General features: G+C 46.6%; 13 protein-coding genes and 2 tRNA genes. 5 read left to right on the top strand and 10 right to left on the bottom strand.

The annotated features are described in order from the left end of the window. Positions 1 to 88: 88 nt before the first annotated feature. The 3 genes from dnaK to hrcA form a co-directional block, all read right to left on the bottom strand. Positions 89 to 1,957, bottom strand: coding sequence for a molecular chaperone DnaK (gene dnaK / locus DWZ45_RS01415; RefSeq protein ID WP_022359496.1), 1,869 nt, complete (start codon positions 1,955 to 1,957; stop codon positions 89 to 91). A 144-nt stretch (positions 1,958 to 2,101) separates the two neighbouring features. Next, the gene (gene grpE / locus DWZ45_RS01410) at positions 2,102 to 2,713 is read right to left on the bottom strand and encodes a nucleotide exchange factor GrpE (RefSeq protein WP_118467194.1); all 612 of its coding nucleotides are present in this window, start codon (positions 2,711 to 2,713) and stop codon (positions 2,102 to 2,104) included. A 31-nt stretch (positions 2,714 to 2,744) separates the two neighbouring features. Continuing rightward, complete coding sequence (gene hrcA / locus DWZ45_RS01405) at positions 2,745 to 3,788, bottom strand: heat-inducible transcriptional repressor HrcA (protein ID WP_107001098.1); 1,044 nt, start codon at positions 3,786 to 3,788, stop codon at positions 2,745 to 2,747. A 470-nt stretch (positions 3,789 to 4,258) separates the two neighbouring features. Here hrcA and DWZ45_RS01400 point away from each other — a divergent pair, with 470 nt between their 5' ends. After that, complete coding sequence (locus DWZ45_RS01400) at positions 4,259 to 4,942, top strand: 3D domain-containing protein (RefSeq protein ID WP_182426607.1); 684 nt, start codon at positions 4,259 to 4,261, stop codon at positions 4,940 to 4,942. 225 nt (positions 4,943 to 5,167) lie between these two features. Here DWZ45_RS01400 and DWZ45_RS14470 read toward each other — a convergent pair whose 3' ends face one another. Then, positions 5,168 to 5,311, bottom strand: a complete 144-nt coding sequence (locus DWZ45_RS14470) for a hypothetical protein (RefSeq protein ID WP_022358601.1) — start codon at positions 5,309 to 5,311, stop codon at positions 5,168 to 5,170. Between the two features lie 318 nt (positions 5,312 to 5,629). Between DWZ45_RS14470 and DWZ45_RS01395 the strand changes: the two genes are divergently transcribed. The 3 genes from DWZ45_RS01395 (at position 5,630) to DWZ45_RS01385 (ending at position 6,663) form a co-directional block, all read left to right on the top strand. Continuing rightward, positions 5,630 to 5,703: transfer RNA gene (locus DWZ45_RS01395), tRNA-Pro, on the top strand. A gap of 18 nt (positions 5,704 to 5,721) precedes the next feature. After that, positions 5,722 to 5,793 (top strand) — tRNA-Glu (locus DWZ45_RS01390). Positions 5,794 to 6,033: 240 nt separating this feature from the next. Further along, complete coding sequence (locus tag DWZ45_RS01385; RefSeq protein ID WP_107001100.1) at positions 6,034 to 6,663, top strand: DUF4397 domain-containing protein; 630 nt, start codon at positions 6,034 to 6,036, stop codon at positions 6,661 to 6,663. A gap of 185 nt (positions 6,664 to 6,848) precedes the next feature. Here the strand turns inward: DWZ45_RS01385 and DWZ45_RS01380 are convergent, their stop codons facing one another. From DWZ45_RS01380 to DWZ45_RS01365, 4 genes are all read right to left on the bottom strand, one after another. Then, positions 6,849 to 7,259, bottom strand: coding sequence for a metal-dependent transcriptional regulator (locus tag DWZ45_RS01380; RefSeq protein ID WP_107001101.1), 411 nt, complete (start codon positions 7,257 to 7,259; stop codon positions 6,849 to 6,851). 241 nt (positions 7,260 to 7,500) lie between these two features. Next, positions 7,501 to 7,788, bottom strand: a complete 288-nt coding sequence (locus DWZ45_RS01375; RefSeq protein WP_022358490.1) for a DUF2325 domain-containing protein — start codon at positions 7,786 to 7,788, stop codon at positions 7,501 to 7,503. Positions 7,789 to 7,999: 211 nt separating this feature from the next. Continuing rightward, positions 8,000 to 8,986, bottom strand: coding sequence for a glycyl-radical enzyme activating protein (locus tag DWZ45_RS01370; RefSeq protein WP_118467190.1), 987 nt, complete (start codon positions 8,984 to 8,986; stop codon positions 8,000 to 8,002). 117 nt (positions 8,987 to 9,103) lie between these two features. Continuing rightward, positions 9,104 to 11,491: a formate C-acetyltransferase/glycerol dehydratase family glycyl radical enzyme gene (locus tag DWZ45_RS01365; protein ID WP_118467189.1), complete on the bottom strand. Its 2,388-nt coding sequence runs from the start codon at positions 11,489 to 11,491 to the stop codon at positions 9,104 to 9,106. A 178-nt stretch (positions 11,492 to 11,669) separates the two neighbouring features. On the opposite strand from DWZ45_RS01365, the gene DWZ45_RS01360 reads away from it, so the two are divergent. Beyond that, positions 11,670 to 12,578 (top strand): AraC family transcriptional regulator, encoded by a 909-nt coding sequence (locus DWZ45_RS01360; protein ID WP_118467187.1) that lies wholly within the window; start codon positions 11,670 to 11,672, stop codon positions 12,576 to 12,578. A 96-nt stretch (positions 12,579 to 12,674) separates the two neighbouring features. On the opposite strand, the gene proC is transcribed toward DWZ45_RS01360, so the two are convergent. Continuing rightward, the gene (proC, locus tag DWZ45_RS01355; protein WP_107001105.1) at positions 12,675 to 13,505 is read right to left on the bottom strand and encodes a pyrroline-5-carboxylate reductase; all 831 of its coding nucleotides are present in this window, start codon (positions 13,503 to 13,505) and stop codon (positions 12,675 to 12,677) included. Positions 13,506 to 13,610: 105 nt separating this feature from the next. After that, positions 13,611 to 14,225: a GntR family transcriptional regulator gene (locus DWZ45_RS01350; RefSeq protein WP_181357223.1), complete on the bottom strand. Its 615-nt coding sequence runs from the start codon at positions 14,223 to 14,225 to the stop codon at positions 13,611 to 13,613. Between the last annotated feature and the right edge of the window lie 9 nt (positions 14,226 to 14,234).

Below are 14,234 nucleotides of genomic sequence, written 5' to 3'. Positions count from 1 at the left end.
CCGGATTGCTCCGCACTGCGTGCTCCCGCAATCCTCAAAAGCATTCGTAATCCGCTCATTTTTCTTTGAAAAATGGCTGCTTATTATATTATACCTCTTTAAAGTCGCCGTCAACTACATTATCGTCGTGCGGTGCACTTCCTGCATCAGCTGCACCCTGAGCACCGCCCTGTGCTCCTGCTGCGCCAGCTGCCTGTGCCTGCTCGTAAACCTTGCTGAAGAGTGCCTGTGCGCTGTTCATCAGTTTTTCCTTGCCAGCCTTGATTTCATCAATCTGTGCATCGGTCATCTGGTCGATCGGAGCTTTGTTGATAGCCTCTTTCAGTGCATTTAAGTCAGCTTCTACGGCTGCTTTATCGTTTGCATCGATCTTATCGCCTACATCCTGCAGAGCTTTCTCGGTCTGGAATACCATGGAGTCAGCTTCATTTCTTGCATCGATGCCCTCTTTTCTCTTCTTATCCTGTGCCTCGTACTCAGCTGCCTCTTTGACTGCCTTATCGATATCGGAATCGGACATATTGGAACCAGAGGTAATCGTGATGTGCTGCTCTTTACCTGTACCAAGGTCTTTTGCAGATACATTTACGATACCGTTTGCATCAATATCGAAGGTAACCTCAATCTGCGGAACACCTCTTCTTGCCGGAAGAATGCCATCCAGACGGAAGGTTCCCAGTGTCTTGTTGTCCTTTGCGAACTGTCTCTCGCCCTGTACAACGTGGATATCAACAGCGGTCTGGTTATCGGCTGCGGTAGAGAAGATCTGGCTCTTCTTGGTCGGGATTGTGGTATTTCTCTCAATCAGTCTGGTTGCTACACCACCCATAGTCTCGATGGACAGGGACAGCGGAGTTACATCCAGAAGAAGGATATCACCGGCACCGGCATCGCCAGCCAGCTTACCACCCTGGATAGCTGCACCGATTGCTACGCACTCATCCGGGTTTAAGGATTTGCTCGGCTCTTTACCAGTCAGACGTTTTACTTCTTCCTGTGCTGCCAGCATACGTGTGGAACCACCTACCAGAAGTACTTTGCTTAACTCAGAAGCAGTGATACCAGCATCTTTCAGTGCGTTCTGTACCGGAATTGCGGTTCTCTCGATTAAGTCTCTGGTCAGCTCATCAAATTTAGCTCTGGTCAGGTTCATATCCAGATGCTTCGGTCCCTCGCTGGTTGCAGTGATGAACGGAAGGTTGATATTGGTTGTAGTTGCGGAAGAAAGCTCTTTTTTCGCTTTCTCAGCTGCTTCTTTCAGTCTCTGAAGCGCCATCTTATCAGCGGAAAGGTCTACACCCTCTGCTTTCTTGAACTCGTCGATCATCCACTGGGTAATACGGTTATCGAAATCATCGCCGCCCAGATGTGTATCGCCGTTGGTTGCCAGAACCTCGATAACGCCGTCACCGATCTCGATGATGGAAACATCGAATGTACCGCCACCTAAGTCATATACCATGATCTTCTGCTCTTTCTCATTATCAAGGCCATACGCAAGCGCTGCTGCCGTCGGCTCGTTGATAATTCTCTTTACATCCAGACCAGCGATCTTACCTGCATCCTTGGTTGCCTGACGCTGTGCGTCGTTGAAGTAAGCCGGAACAGTAATAACTGCCTCGTTTACCTTCTCGCCCAAGTAGCTCTCTGCATCTGCTTTCAGCTTCTGAAGAATCATCGCGGAAATCTCCTGCGGCGTATATTTCTTGTCATCAATGGTTACTTTGTAGTCGCTGCCCATGTGTCTCTTGATAGAAGAAATGGTCTTCTCAGCGTTGGTAACTGCCTGACGCTTTGCCGGCTCGCCGACCAGTCTCTCGCCTGTCTTTGTAAATGCCACAACGGACGGTGTGGTACGGATACCTTCTGTATTTGCGATAACAACCGGTTTACCACCTTCCATAACGGCTACACAACTGTTTGTTGTACCTAAGTCAATACCGATAATCTTGCTCATAGTTATTTCCTCCTGAAATTATCTTTTTCTGGCAGTTCTCTTTCTCCTCATGGGAGCTAAATTCTGCCGCCTGTCTGTCTATATTATATCAAATCAACCACCAGCACCGAATTCTGGGTGCCAGCTGTCTACGTGTTACCTATTTTAATTTGCCACTTTTACCATGCTGTGGCGAACCACGCTGTCGCGGTATACATAGCCTTTCTGGAACTCCTCGGCTACCACATTCTCACCCAGGTTTTCATCCTCAATATGCATCACTGCATTGTGGAAGTTCGGATCAAATGGCTGACCAACCGCTTCGATTGGCTTTACACCTGCATCACCCAGTGTTTTTACGAGCTGCTTGTAAACCTTATCCATGCCCTCGGCGAAAGCACTTTTTTCTTCGCCCTCCGGGATGGTCGCCAGACCACGCTCGAAATTGTCCACCACCGGGAGAATCTTCTCGATGATGTCCTTTGCGCCAATCTCATACATCGCTGATTTTTCTTTCTCCGTTCGTTTCCGGAAATTGTCAAATTCAGCCATCGTGCGCTTCAGGCGATCCGTCAGCTCCTCGATCTGCTCATCTTTCTTATCCTTCTTCTTGGAGAAAAATCCTTTTTTCTCTTTTTCTATCTCCGGCGCTTGTGCGTCTTCCGAAGAAGCTTCCTTTTCCTTCACTGCCTCAGCTTCTGCCTGGGTTTCTGTTTCTTTTACCTGCTCCTCATTTGCCGCCTCGGCTGCTTTGGAATCTATCTCTGTCTTTGCCATGTCTCTCACCTCTTTATTTTGCACATCCGTGCTACTCGGTATCTTTATGATTGAATGTCTGATCGAGCTGGCTCTTTAATGAGCGCAGGGTCGATACAACTTTGTCATAATCCATTCGTTTCGGTCCAACGATTCCTATCGTTCCCCGAAGTCCGTCCCCCAATTCATAATTGGCAGTAACGATACTGCAGTCCTTCATCGACTGCACCTGTGTCTCACTTCCGATGTAGACCTGAATCTCATTTTTCTTATCGCTGTCCGCATCGTCCTCGGTAAGAATCTCTCTCCAGAGGTCTTTCTGCTCCAGTGTCCCGATGAGCTGGCTGGCTTTCGCGCCATCGCTCAGTTCTGGATATTTGAAAATGTTCGTCGTACCTTCGGTGTAAATCTGTAAATCTTCCTCGCCGGAACGAATCGCCTCGGCCACCTCGCTTAGTACCACATCCACGATGTGGCTGCGCTCGCCTGCCTGCCCTTTCATCCGGGTAATGACATCCAGATTAATCTGCTCCATCGTCAATCCGTTGAGACCGCTATTTAAAAGAATATTCAGATTCAGGATGTCCTCATCGGTCAGCTCCGCATCGAGTGCCACAATCGAGTTCTTGATAATGTTGCCTTCTAAAACAGTGACAATCAGGAGTTTCCCGGCTTCCACTCTGGAAAGCTGTATAAACTTGATCTTCGTCTGGTGATACTGCGGTCCGCTGATCAGCGTCGCATAATTCGTATTGCTTGCCAAAAGCTTTGCCATCTGCTTTAACAGAAGCTCCACCCGATCCACTCTCTGGATGACCATATCACGCACTTGCGTGACCTCCGTCTCTTTCTCATGAATCAACTGATCCACATAGAAACGATATCCTTTATCTGAAGGAATCCGGCCTGCCGATGTGTGCGGCTGAATGATATATCCCAGTTCTTCCAGATCCGACATCTCATTTCGAATCGTCGCCGAACTGAGTTTCAAATCGGAATACTTGGAGATCGTTCTGGAACCAACCGGCTCTCCGGTCTCCAGATAGTTCTGGATAATCGCTTTCAAAATCTTTTCTTTTCTCTCATCCAGTTCCATCCAATCTCTCCTTCCGTGCATCCGCTTCCGCCGGTCTCTTAAACCCGCTCTGGAAGTTTTCTGTTAGCACTCAATCTATCAGAGTGCTAATATCTACAGTTCATACTATATTACTTACGCAAGTATTTGTCAATGATTTTTTTCGGTTTTTAAAAAAAATTTTTTCTTCTTTTTTCGAATAAAATTTTTCATTCTGCATACCCTGTTTTTAGGCACGCTGATTTTCACACTTTCTATAGGTAGAAACTCACTCACCCGCTTTCCTGTTTGCGCTCGAACAAGTTTTCGACTTGTCGAACCTCCGACCGCTCCCAAAGCCCTATTTCCGGCTCTCCGGCTTGACATTTAACATTTTTGTAATATAATAGTAACAAATTATAACATTTGTAAACGCATTGCAATATTTGTGAGATACACAATCGTTGCGGTGAGACAAATGAATCTAAATTGAAATGAGAGGTTTTTATTTGATGAATATGATGAACACCATGCGGCGCGGACTTGCCACAACGGCAATGAGCCTGGTCTGTCTCATGGCAGGCACCATGAATACACTGGCAGCCACAGATGCCGGAACCGAGCTTGTCTCCCAAATAGATGCGGCAGCCGGTGAAGAAACAAACGGCACTTCCACCGAAGCAGCCCAGACACCATCTGGTCCGGCTTCCGATCCGGAGCTGATTAGAAAGCAGACAAACGCTGCTGCGGAAGAAGCGGCTGACACGAACGCTTCCGAGGCAGAAGTCGCTGCATTTTCAAATGAGTCTGCACAGGTGGAGGCAGAGAACGCTGACGAAGCTGCAATGACTGAAAATACTGACACAAATGCTGCTGCCGAGGCACAGGAAGCAGAGGCACCTGCTGAAATCTACGCCGGACGTTTTACGACAACTGCTTACTGCAGCTGCCGCAGATGCTGCCGTGGCGGAAAGAACCGCACTAAATCCGGCACCATTCCGCAGGCAGGACATACCATTTCCGCTGACTTGCGCGTATTCCCGCTCGGAACCAAACTCCGCATCAACGGCGTTGTCTATACCGTCGAAGACAGCGGCAGCGGCATCCGCGGAAACAAACTGGACATCTTCTTCAACTCCCACAGTCAGGCACTACAGTATGGAAAGAGAAGCGCCGATGTCTATATTGTCCGATAATTACATTGATTTTAAGCAAAAAAGGGTCTTGCAGATAGAAAATCTTTCATCTGCAAGGCCCTTTTTTTATAATTCTTATTTGTAACTGTTCAGTACCTTCACAGTCACGCGCAAAAATCCATTAAAAATTGCCTACGGCAATGGGATTTTTGCCTGCTAGCCCATGTTTTCGTACGGTCAGCGCAGTAAATGCACAGACCTACTGAACAGTTACCCTTATTTTACTTAATCCGTCAGCGCCTTATGATATTTCGTTTTCCGGTAAATTTTCCAAATAATGATACCCGGAATGCTCACGGTACATACGACGGTACTCACGCCTCCGATCACTCCATATATTCCAAATAAGATGGCTGCGATGATGTTCATACTTAATTCCTCCTGACTCATTCATTTTTCAATGCAAGCTCACTATGCTTTGTTCCCCATTTTATTCTTTTTATCCAAAATGAAAAGAGTTTCGGCGCATCCTTAGCAAGACTTTAATCATCCTTTCGCTTTCTTACGTTATTCATAATAATTTCGAAATATAAGTTAAAAGCGTGAAAATATTGATTTTAAAGGGTTTTTTCAATTTTTTAAAACTTTTTCAATTTTTTTCAAAAAAAACGCTTGCATTTTTTGGGAAGGCGTGATAGTATATAGGAGTCGCTGATGAGCACCGCTTCAAAAGCGAGAAAATCATATCGAGGCGTGGCTCAGTTTGGTAGAGCGCTGCGTTCGGGACGCAGAGGTCGCGTGTTCGAATCACGTCGCCTCGATTGAATAAAATTAAATATGGCCTGTTGGTCAAGCGGTCAAGACGACGCCCTCTCACGGCGTAAACCCGGGTTCGATTCCCGGACAGGTCACTGAAAAGAGATTCGAGATTCGAGTCTCTTTTTTATTTTCTTCATTCTTGATCTTTCACCAAATCATGTAAACTATAACTGAATTTTGCCGATGCTCCGCATTCCAGATCGGCAAAATACACTTTTCTACAGTATCGAACAGGATTTTCAGTCCAGAAAATTCCTGCCTGCAAATAGTAACTCTCCTTTTTTCTTCTTCATATACTGCAATATAGCCAATATGAAAAGAGGTATCTTTTTATGGAAACATACAACTACGATGCAGCAGCAGTGCCTGAGGGGGATGCTGACACGACTCCGGCGGCGGCACCGGAGACGGATGCGGCAGCAGCTGGAACCAGTGATACGGCACAGTCTGGATTTAGTTCTCAGCCTCCTGTTATCTTAACATATCCGGACAGCTCATCCAATGATCTTCAGGTATCTCCGGGCTTCGGACCATACGGGGATGTGATGCCCACCCTGCCGTCCAATAATCATGGCAGCCCGAACACCGGTGGCTGCATAAACTGCGGCGGTTCCAACTGGAAGCCATCTCCAAATGGCGCGCTCTGGACCTGGGGCATTCTCTCGCCGTTCTTTTCCACCTCATCGGAGATCGCGCACCTGCGTTTTTACAATGCCGCCTCCATCCGCGAACCGATCGATATATACCTGAACGGACGTCTGGTCGTATCCGATCTGGATTACATGAATTATACGCGCTACATGCACATCATCCCCGGCATCTACCAGCTGACCGTCTACCGCCGGACCAATCCGGGCTTCGCCATCGTCAACACGAATATCCGGCTTCGCAGCGGTTACAGCTACACGCTGGCGGTTCTGGGTACTTTTAATGATTTTTCGGTACAGATGCTCAACGCCTGATCGCTTTTATTTGAGAAAAGCTTCTTCACGCGAGTGCAAATCCCGCGAAGCGTTTTTTGTTTCATAGGACGTAATTTCCTATGAAAAAAGAGACCGCCACGTTCACGCGTGCGGTCTCTCTTCCGTGTCCTCTGCAATTATAAATTTATGATGAGAATATAACTGTCCGAATCTTAAACAGCCATCTATTTTTCCGGCTCATCTGTCCGGTTTGCTTTCTCGAGCTTTGCCAGATGCGCGGCTGCAAATTCTTTGATTGCCTCAAAACTCTGCGGGCTGATCACATGTTCAATGCGGCAGGCATCTTCCACTGCCACCTCTCTTGGCACATCCAACGCTACTAAAAGCTTTGTCAGTAATGTATGACGCTCATAAATCATCTCCGCGATCTTCCGTCCCGACGGCTCCAGAGTGATATATCCCTCATGATCCATCGAAATATAACCGTTTTCACGAAGATTCTTCATCGCAACGCTGACGCTTGGTTTTGAATACCCCAGCTCATTGACTACATCGATCGAACGGATCATCGGCTTGCGATAGCTTAACATAAGAATCGTTTCCAGATAATCCTCTGCTGACTGCTGTATTTTCAAAGTGATTCCCTCCAAACTTCTAACACATAACCGGCCTGGCTTCGTGCCTTCCCGTCTCCCGCAGAATAGTCTTCCCAAGCTGCCGACCAGTTACCATAATACTATATACTAGAATACCATATTTGGAAGAATATTTCAAACCATATCGAAATCAATCTATCGTTTCCAGAAACCGACGGAGTTACTGTTCACGCATACGTGCCCAGTAACGGAACTTGCCGTGGCTTCGCCTTTAAATACGTCAGCAAGCTGCACAGTGTTCCTGCAAAATTTCTTCCAACGCGGTTTTGCTGCTGGTGTGGCAGCGGACAACTTCTGTCCGGCTTCCCTTTGCACCATCAACCGCCGTCCGAATCATTTTATGGGAAACGGTGCTTGTAAAGAGTACAAGCAGATCCGGCGCTCCGATCTGTTTGCCGAAATCCGCCGTCATCTGTGTAAATACCTTTGCCTTACAGTTAAATGATTTGCAGATTTTCACGTACTGGCTGACCATGCGGTCATGACCACCTACAATTACAACACTCATATTTTATCCTCCGAAAGTTAGTTCTGTCTAACTGCTGATGAAGTTAGTATACACTAACTTATCTTGTTTGTCCAGAGGAAAATTGAAATTCATAGAAAATTCATAGAAATAAACGTACCGTGCAAGACTATTTTTCACCAACCAACCTTATCTTACACGGTACGCATTTTCCCATTATCCATTTTTATCCAATACTAATTTTTATCGTATTTTACGCTTTTAACACCTCCTCTGTTACTCCCGTTTTTCCTATTCCAGCTTTATACACCTCCAATCCTGATATCGCTATATCAAACATCCAATCCATTTCGCACAGAAATCCCATTTTCTGATACACATCCCAACGGCTCATCGACGCATGTTCTTCTAATTGATAGTTTCTTCCCAGCTGCCGGTATGCATGAAGCCCCAGTCTATGATATGGCAGAAATTCCAATTCCTGACAATTTTTAAGTTCCTGGCATAACTGCGCCGTTTTCCGAATATTTTCCACATCATCATTGACTCCTTCTACCAGCGGCACACGGACATGAATCGAATGCGGCGCGCAGATCGCATCGGCTTTGCGGATATTTTCCAGAATACAGGCATTGTCCTGCCCCGTCCATTTCTTATGCTTTTCCGGATCCATGGTTTTCACATCCACATAAAACATCTGCAGATGCGGCACGATCCGTTTCACATTTTCAAACGAAGTAAACATATCTAACTCTGCCGCCGCATTGATACAGGCATCATCACAGGCCTCCAGCAGTGCTTCCGCAAAATCCGTCTGACAGAACAGATCACCTCCTGAAAGTGTCACGCCACCACCAGAATAGAAGAAAAACATCTCATCCTTCTGGATCTCGCGCATTACCTCTTTTACGGTCATCTCCTTGCCATAGATCTGCTGTGCCCGGTAATTGCAGGCATCCACACACTGAAAGCACTGTTTACAGCGGCTGTAATCCCTCACGATCTCTCCCGTTTTTTCGCTCCGGCGAAGTGCCTGTTCCGAACAGACCTGGATGCAGGCGCCGCATCCGGTGCAGCGCTCTTTCATATAGTAGACTTCCCGCTGCCCCGACTGTGACTCCGGTGTCGAACACCAGGCACAGCGCAGGGGACAGCCCTTAAAAAATACAACCGTCCGCATTCCCTTCCCATCGGAGAGGGATAACCGCTCAATCCGAAGAATATTTGCTTTTAATTCCATACGCTGTTCCTCCTGTCAAGTACACCTTGCCTGCTGCCCGCCACCGCGCATGATGCACATCCCCGGTAGCTGATTTGCCGTATTTTTTATGAAACACGGCAGATTTCACTCTTTTTCCTAGCAGATATTGGAATGTGAAGTTCTGGAAATGATATCGTCCTGTACTTCTTTTCCAAGCTCTGTAAAATATGCTGTATAACCAGCTACACGTACCAGCAGTCCGTTGTAATCCTCCGGATGCTTCTGTGCTTCTTTTAAGGTCTCCGTATCAATGACATTGAACTGTGTGTGGAATACGCCCAGGGAGCAGAGACTCCGCAGGTAGTTCATCAGTTCTTTTGTCGAGTTCGGGCTGTCGCGAAATACCGTATCCATCTTTACATTCAGCAGGGTTCCCTGATTGAAACGGCCATGCGGAATGTGGGAAATGGATTTCAATACAGCGCCCATGCCCTCGGTATCGGTTCCCTGGTTCGGAGATACGCCGTCTGCTAACGGTTTCCAAGCCAGACGTCCGGACGGAAGTGCACCGACCTCCAGACCAAACGGAGTATTTCCAGATACCGGAAGAATACCTGGCGTCATCTTGCCGAATTTGCTGTGGAACGACTCGATATAGTCCGCGATAAAACAGAACATATCACCGGTCAGCTCGTTTACTTCGTCGTCATCATTGCCGTACTTCGGAGCTTCATCACACATCTTCTTGACATCCTCATAACCCACAAAGTTTGCATCCAGTGCATCCAGAAGACGCTGCATCGTTACTTTTTTCTCATCAAATACAAGTTTCTTTACTGCAATCAGGCTGTTGATCAGGTCTGCTACGCCGATCGCATCAATACCATTTCCAAGGTTATATTTCGCACCGCCCCATGCGTAATCTTTCGCATTCTCTACGCACTCATAGAAGGAAAGGGAAAGTGCCGGAACGACCCTCTGGAAGCCAATGTCATCGCATACATGGCTGGAAGCCACGGTTCCGCGAAGTTCATAGCGGATCTGCTCTTTGACTGCCTCTTCAAACTCTTCGTAGGTATTAAAGGCAGTCGGATCGCCGGTCGTCTCAGATGCCTGAATGCCATATTTACGGCTCTTGCCGTTTAACAGGGCAAATTCAACCGCAGAACCTAAGTTAAAGTCTGCATATGCGGTGTAGCATCTCTGTTTTCCTTCCAGGTTCGTCTCTACACAGCCGCATGGATTCCAGTTATATGCTTCTTTTAACGGGATTCCCTTGTTCAGGAGCATCTCGATACCAACTTCATCGTTGTGGAATGCCGGGAAACCGGTTCCAAGCTTGATAACCTCTGCAATCTTCTTTAAGAAGCTGCTCGGATTCTTCGCCATATTGTAGCGGACAGACAGGGACGGCTGATATAACTGTACTTCTGCGGTTGCCTGCAAAATCAGGTACGACACGTCATTGACTGCGTCCATGCCGCGCTCATCCACACCGCCACAGCATACGTTCTGGAACATTGGGTAACCGGCGGAAAACTGTGCGGTTACCTGATCCTGGAACAGGCACTGCTCAGAGAATTTAACCCATAAGCAGTCCAAAAGTTCCTGCGCCTCTTCCTCTGTCAAACGGCCAGCCTCGATATCTGCCTTATAAAATGGGTAAAGATACTGATCCATACGTCCCGGGTTGTAGCTTGCTGCATTCTGCTCCATGAAAATACAGGTCTGGTAAATATACATCGACTGAATCGCCTCGCGGAAGGTACGCGCCGGTTTTTCCGGAACCTGATCGCAGGTCCCTGCAATCTGTAACAGTTCTTTTCTGCGCTTCTCATCCGGCTCTGCCTCTGCCAGCTTTCTCGCCTCTGCCGCATAGCGGTGTCCCAATGCGGAGATACCGTCAGCTGCCAGCTCCATCGCTTTCAGGTATTCAATCTTCTCATAGTCACCCGGACGGGTAATATCAAGTGTATCAAGCACTTTATGGATATGCACCTTGATTCCCTCCATGCCTTCTTTAATGACTCTGGAATAACCCGCAGTCGTCTCGCCCCAGCCACGAACCGATTTACGGTTGATGTAAAGAGCGCCGCAGTCACGTAAGGTTGCCGCAAAATCCGGGCATTGTACCAGCCACTGCTCATATGTGGAACGTCCCTTCCAGTACGGGCGGATGATCTCCTCAAATGCCTTCCGATCCTCTGGGCGCAGATAGAATGGGTCATATGGACGGGTACTGATGGTATCCAGCTCCTCATCCAGAACCGACCAGCAGGTATCGACACTTAAAATACCGCCGCGCTGCTTGCTTCCGGCATTGCCGACAATCAGCTCATCCCCCCAGATTTTTACAGTTTTCTCCAGGCACTGTTTCTTAAATGCATATGCTTTCCGGATGCACAGCGGCTGCCCCTCTGATTCCTGGAAACCCTTTGTCAGGATAATTGCATTTTCCAGATCCATCTCTGGCTTGGTCTTTAATACTCTCTGTTTTAATCGATCAATCCGATCCATGTATGGTTTTCTTTCGATTGCTGCCATCTGATTTCCTCCTATTTTTTACTCACATTCCCATTCTGTGGGATTTATTTTTTAGCACCTGCTATAAATCTCTTTTCGTTTAAAAGTATAGCAATTCTTATGTGGAAATGGTACAATATCAATAACTAAAAATACCAAAATCTTAACATATTGAATTTTTATAGAAAGAAGGGATCCTTTGAAATCTACTTCCCAGTTACAGGAAATCAACCACTATCAAGATCAAGATTTTCCGGTCAATGTCTACTATTCTGATATTCATTCCATGCAGCCGCCGGGACGCTGGCTGCGCGACTTCCACTGGCATGATGAGCTGCAGTTTACCCTCGTACTAAGCGGAACATTGACAATGCAGGCAGATAATCTTTCTCTGCCCGGACAGGCTGGAGATCTGATTTTCGTCAACACCTCCTTGATTCATGCCGTCACACAGATGTCGGAAGACGGCTCCTATGCAAGCCTCAATTTTCCTTACCGCCTTCTTGCCTTTTTTCCTGGAAGCCGCATGGATCAGGACTACGTCCTGCCCTATACCGCCGGCGGGAAATTCTCCGCTTTCTCTATTCACCCGGAATCCGAATGGCAAAAAGAGTTGATCGGACTGCACAAAAAAATAACCGATTTATTTCTTTCCAATCAGGTTAAAGGCAATGAATATTCTATTTGCATTAAGATTGCCTCGATGTGGAATCTGTTGATTTCCAATTTTCACAGCAGTGGGAATTCTACCTCTATTAACCTCCTGCGCCAGCAGCGCCTACAATCCATTCTCCTGTTCATCTATGCACATTACGCAGATGATTTACAGCTCTCAGACCTGGCTGCATCAGCCAATATCAGCGTCGGAGAATGCTGCCGGATTTTTCAAAATATTCTTCACACAACTCCTTATGGATATTTAACTAATTACCGCATCCAGACCAGTGTTTCCCTCCTTCACCGCGATCTGCCCATCTCACAGATTGCCGGACTGGTCGGATACAACCAGGTCAGCAATTACATCGCCACATTCAAACGGATCATTGGCTGCACACCGGCACAGTACCGGAAACAGCACTTATCAAAACCAGATATCCCAAGCAGTTAATGGGAAACCGGTCGGCTTCTCTTCATCAGGGAAACCGACCGGCTGCTAAGGTGGTATAAAAATATAAAGGGGGGCTTTTTCAGGATGATGCAACGATTATTTTAATTTTCCAATTTCATCAAATCGTTTATAAGCATCGACAACTGCATTGATCACGCTGCTGCGGAATCCACGGTCTTCCAGTGTCTTCACACCGATCATCGCCGGACCAGCCGGAGAACACACATCATCTTTTAAATTCTCAAGATGCTTTTCGCTCTGTAAAAACAGCTGCACGGTTCCAAGGATTCCTTCCAGTGCATATCTTCTCGCCTGATAACGTAAAAGACCATTGTAAACGCCGCCGTCTGCCAGAGAATTAGCAAACATTGCGATAAACGCCGGGGATGTAGATGTTAATACTGTGCCTGCCACAAACTGGGAGGCCGGAAGGCTGTCAAATCCACCGGCTTCACGTAGAATATACCGGAATTCGTCCTCCTGTTCCTTCGTGTAGCTGTCGCCCTGTTCGATCAGGATAAAACCTTTTCCAATCAAGCAGGCTGTATTCGGGAGAATACGGATAACCGGAACATTCTTTCCTTCTAACTCTAATTCTTTCATATAGGTTGAAACCTCAACACCCGCTACAATCGAAACGATAATTTTTTCCTGCCCTTCTTCTGCACATGCCGCAAAGACCGGTTTCACCTCTTCCAGAACACTCTTTAAAAACTGCGGTTTTACACAGAACACAACATAATGAGCTGCCTTGATCGCTTCTCCATTGGTCTCAACAAAGTTGCATCCCAGCTCGTCCGCTAATTTCTGTCCTTTTTCTGTAACCACATCTGTAATCACAACTTCCGATGGATCAATTCCCTTGCAGGCTGCCGTTGCAAGAGCTGTACCCATAGTTCCACTTCCAATAAAAGCAATTTTTTTCATAGCTGGTCTCCTTTCAACTTAAAGTCCGAGTTAGTAATATACTTCAAATATATCTTATGTGGCTTATATTTCCCTTCGCCTTTCAGCGAAGGGAAGTTCCCGCTCTCAGCGGATAAATTTTTCTTTAAATGCCTGAACATGCGCTTTCTGAACCGATATCAATTTATCTACATCTCTCTCCTGAAGACAACGATAAATTTCCTCATGATGTCCAATATCCATATCATCAATCGAAGATAAATTAATCCGGTTTAAAAACAGAAGACGAATACTCAAATCCTGGTAATTATTCATCTCCCGCTCAAGAAACGGATTCCTAGTCATAGAAGAAATAATTCTATGAAATGCTCGATCCAAAAGAACTCTTTCTTCCGCATCTGTCTCCTCTCTCAGGACTTCCAGGCTGTCTTTCAGCCGCTTTAAATCTTCTTCCGTCCGATTCATAGCAGCAAGCTCTGATTCAAGTGGAGACAGAGCAAATCTCATCTGATAAATCGATTCCACTTCATATAAGGAAATCTCATTTACCATAATACATTGTCTCGGGACAATTTTCACAAAGTTTTCCCATGCCAGTCGATTCAGTGCCTCACGGATGGGAGTTCGTCCCATCCCCAGCTCTTCCATCAATTCAGCCTCTACTAATGTCTGTCCGGGGCGAAGTCTGGCTGTAATAATCATCATCTTAATCTTCTCGTATGCCACATCACTAACTCGCATTGTTTCCCT

Source organism: Clostridium sp. AF32-7AC (assembly GCF_003477925.1).
Taxonomy (GTDB): domain Bacteria; phylum Bacillota; class Clostridia; order Lachnospirales; family Lachnospiraceae; genus Otoolea; species Otoolea fessa.
The sequence above is the reverse complement of the archived record's forward strand: the minus strand, read 5'-3'. Positions and strand labels throughout refer to the sequence as shown.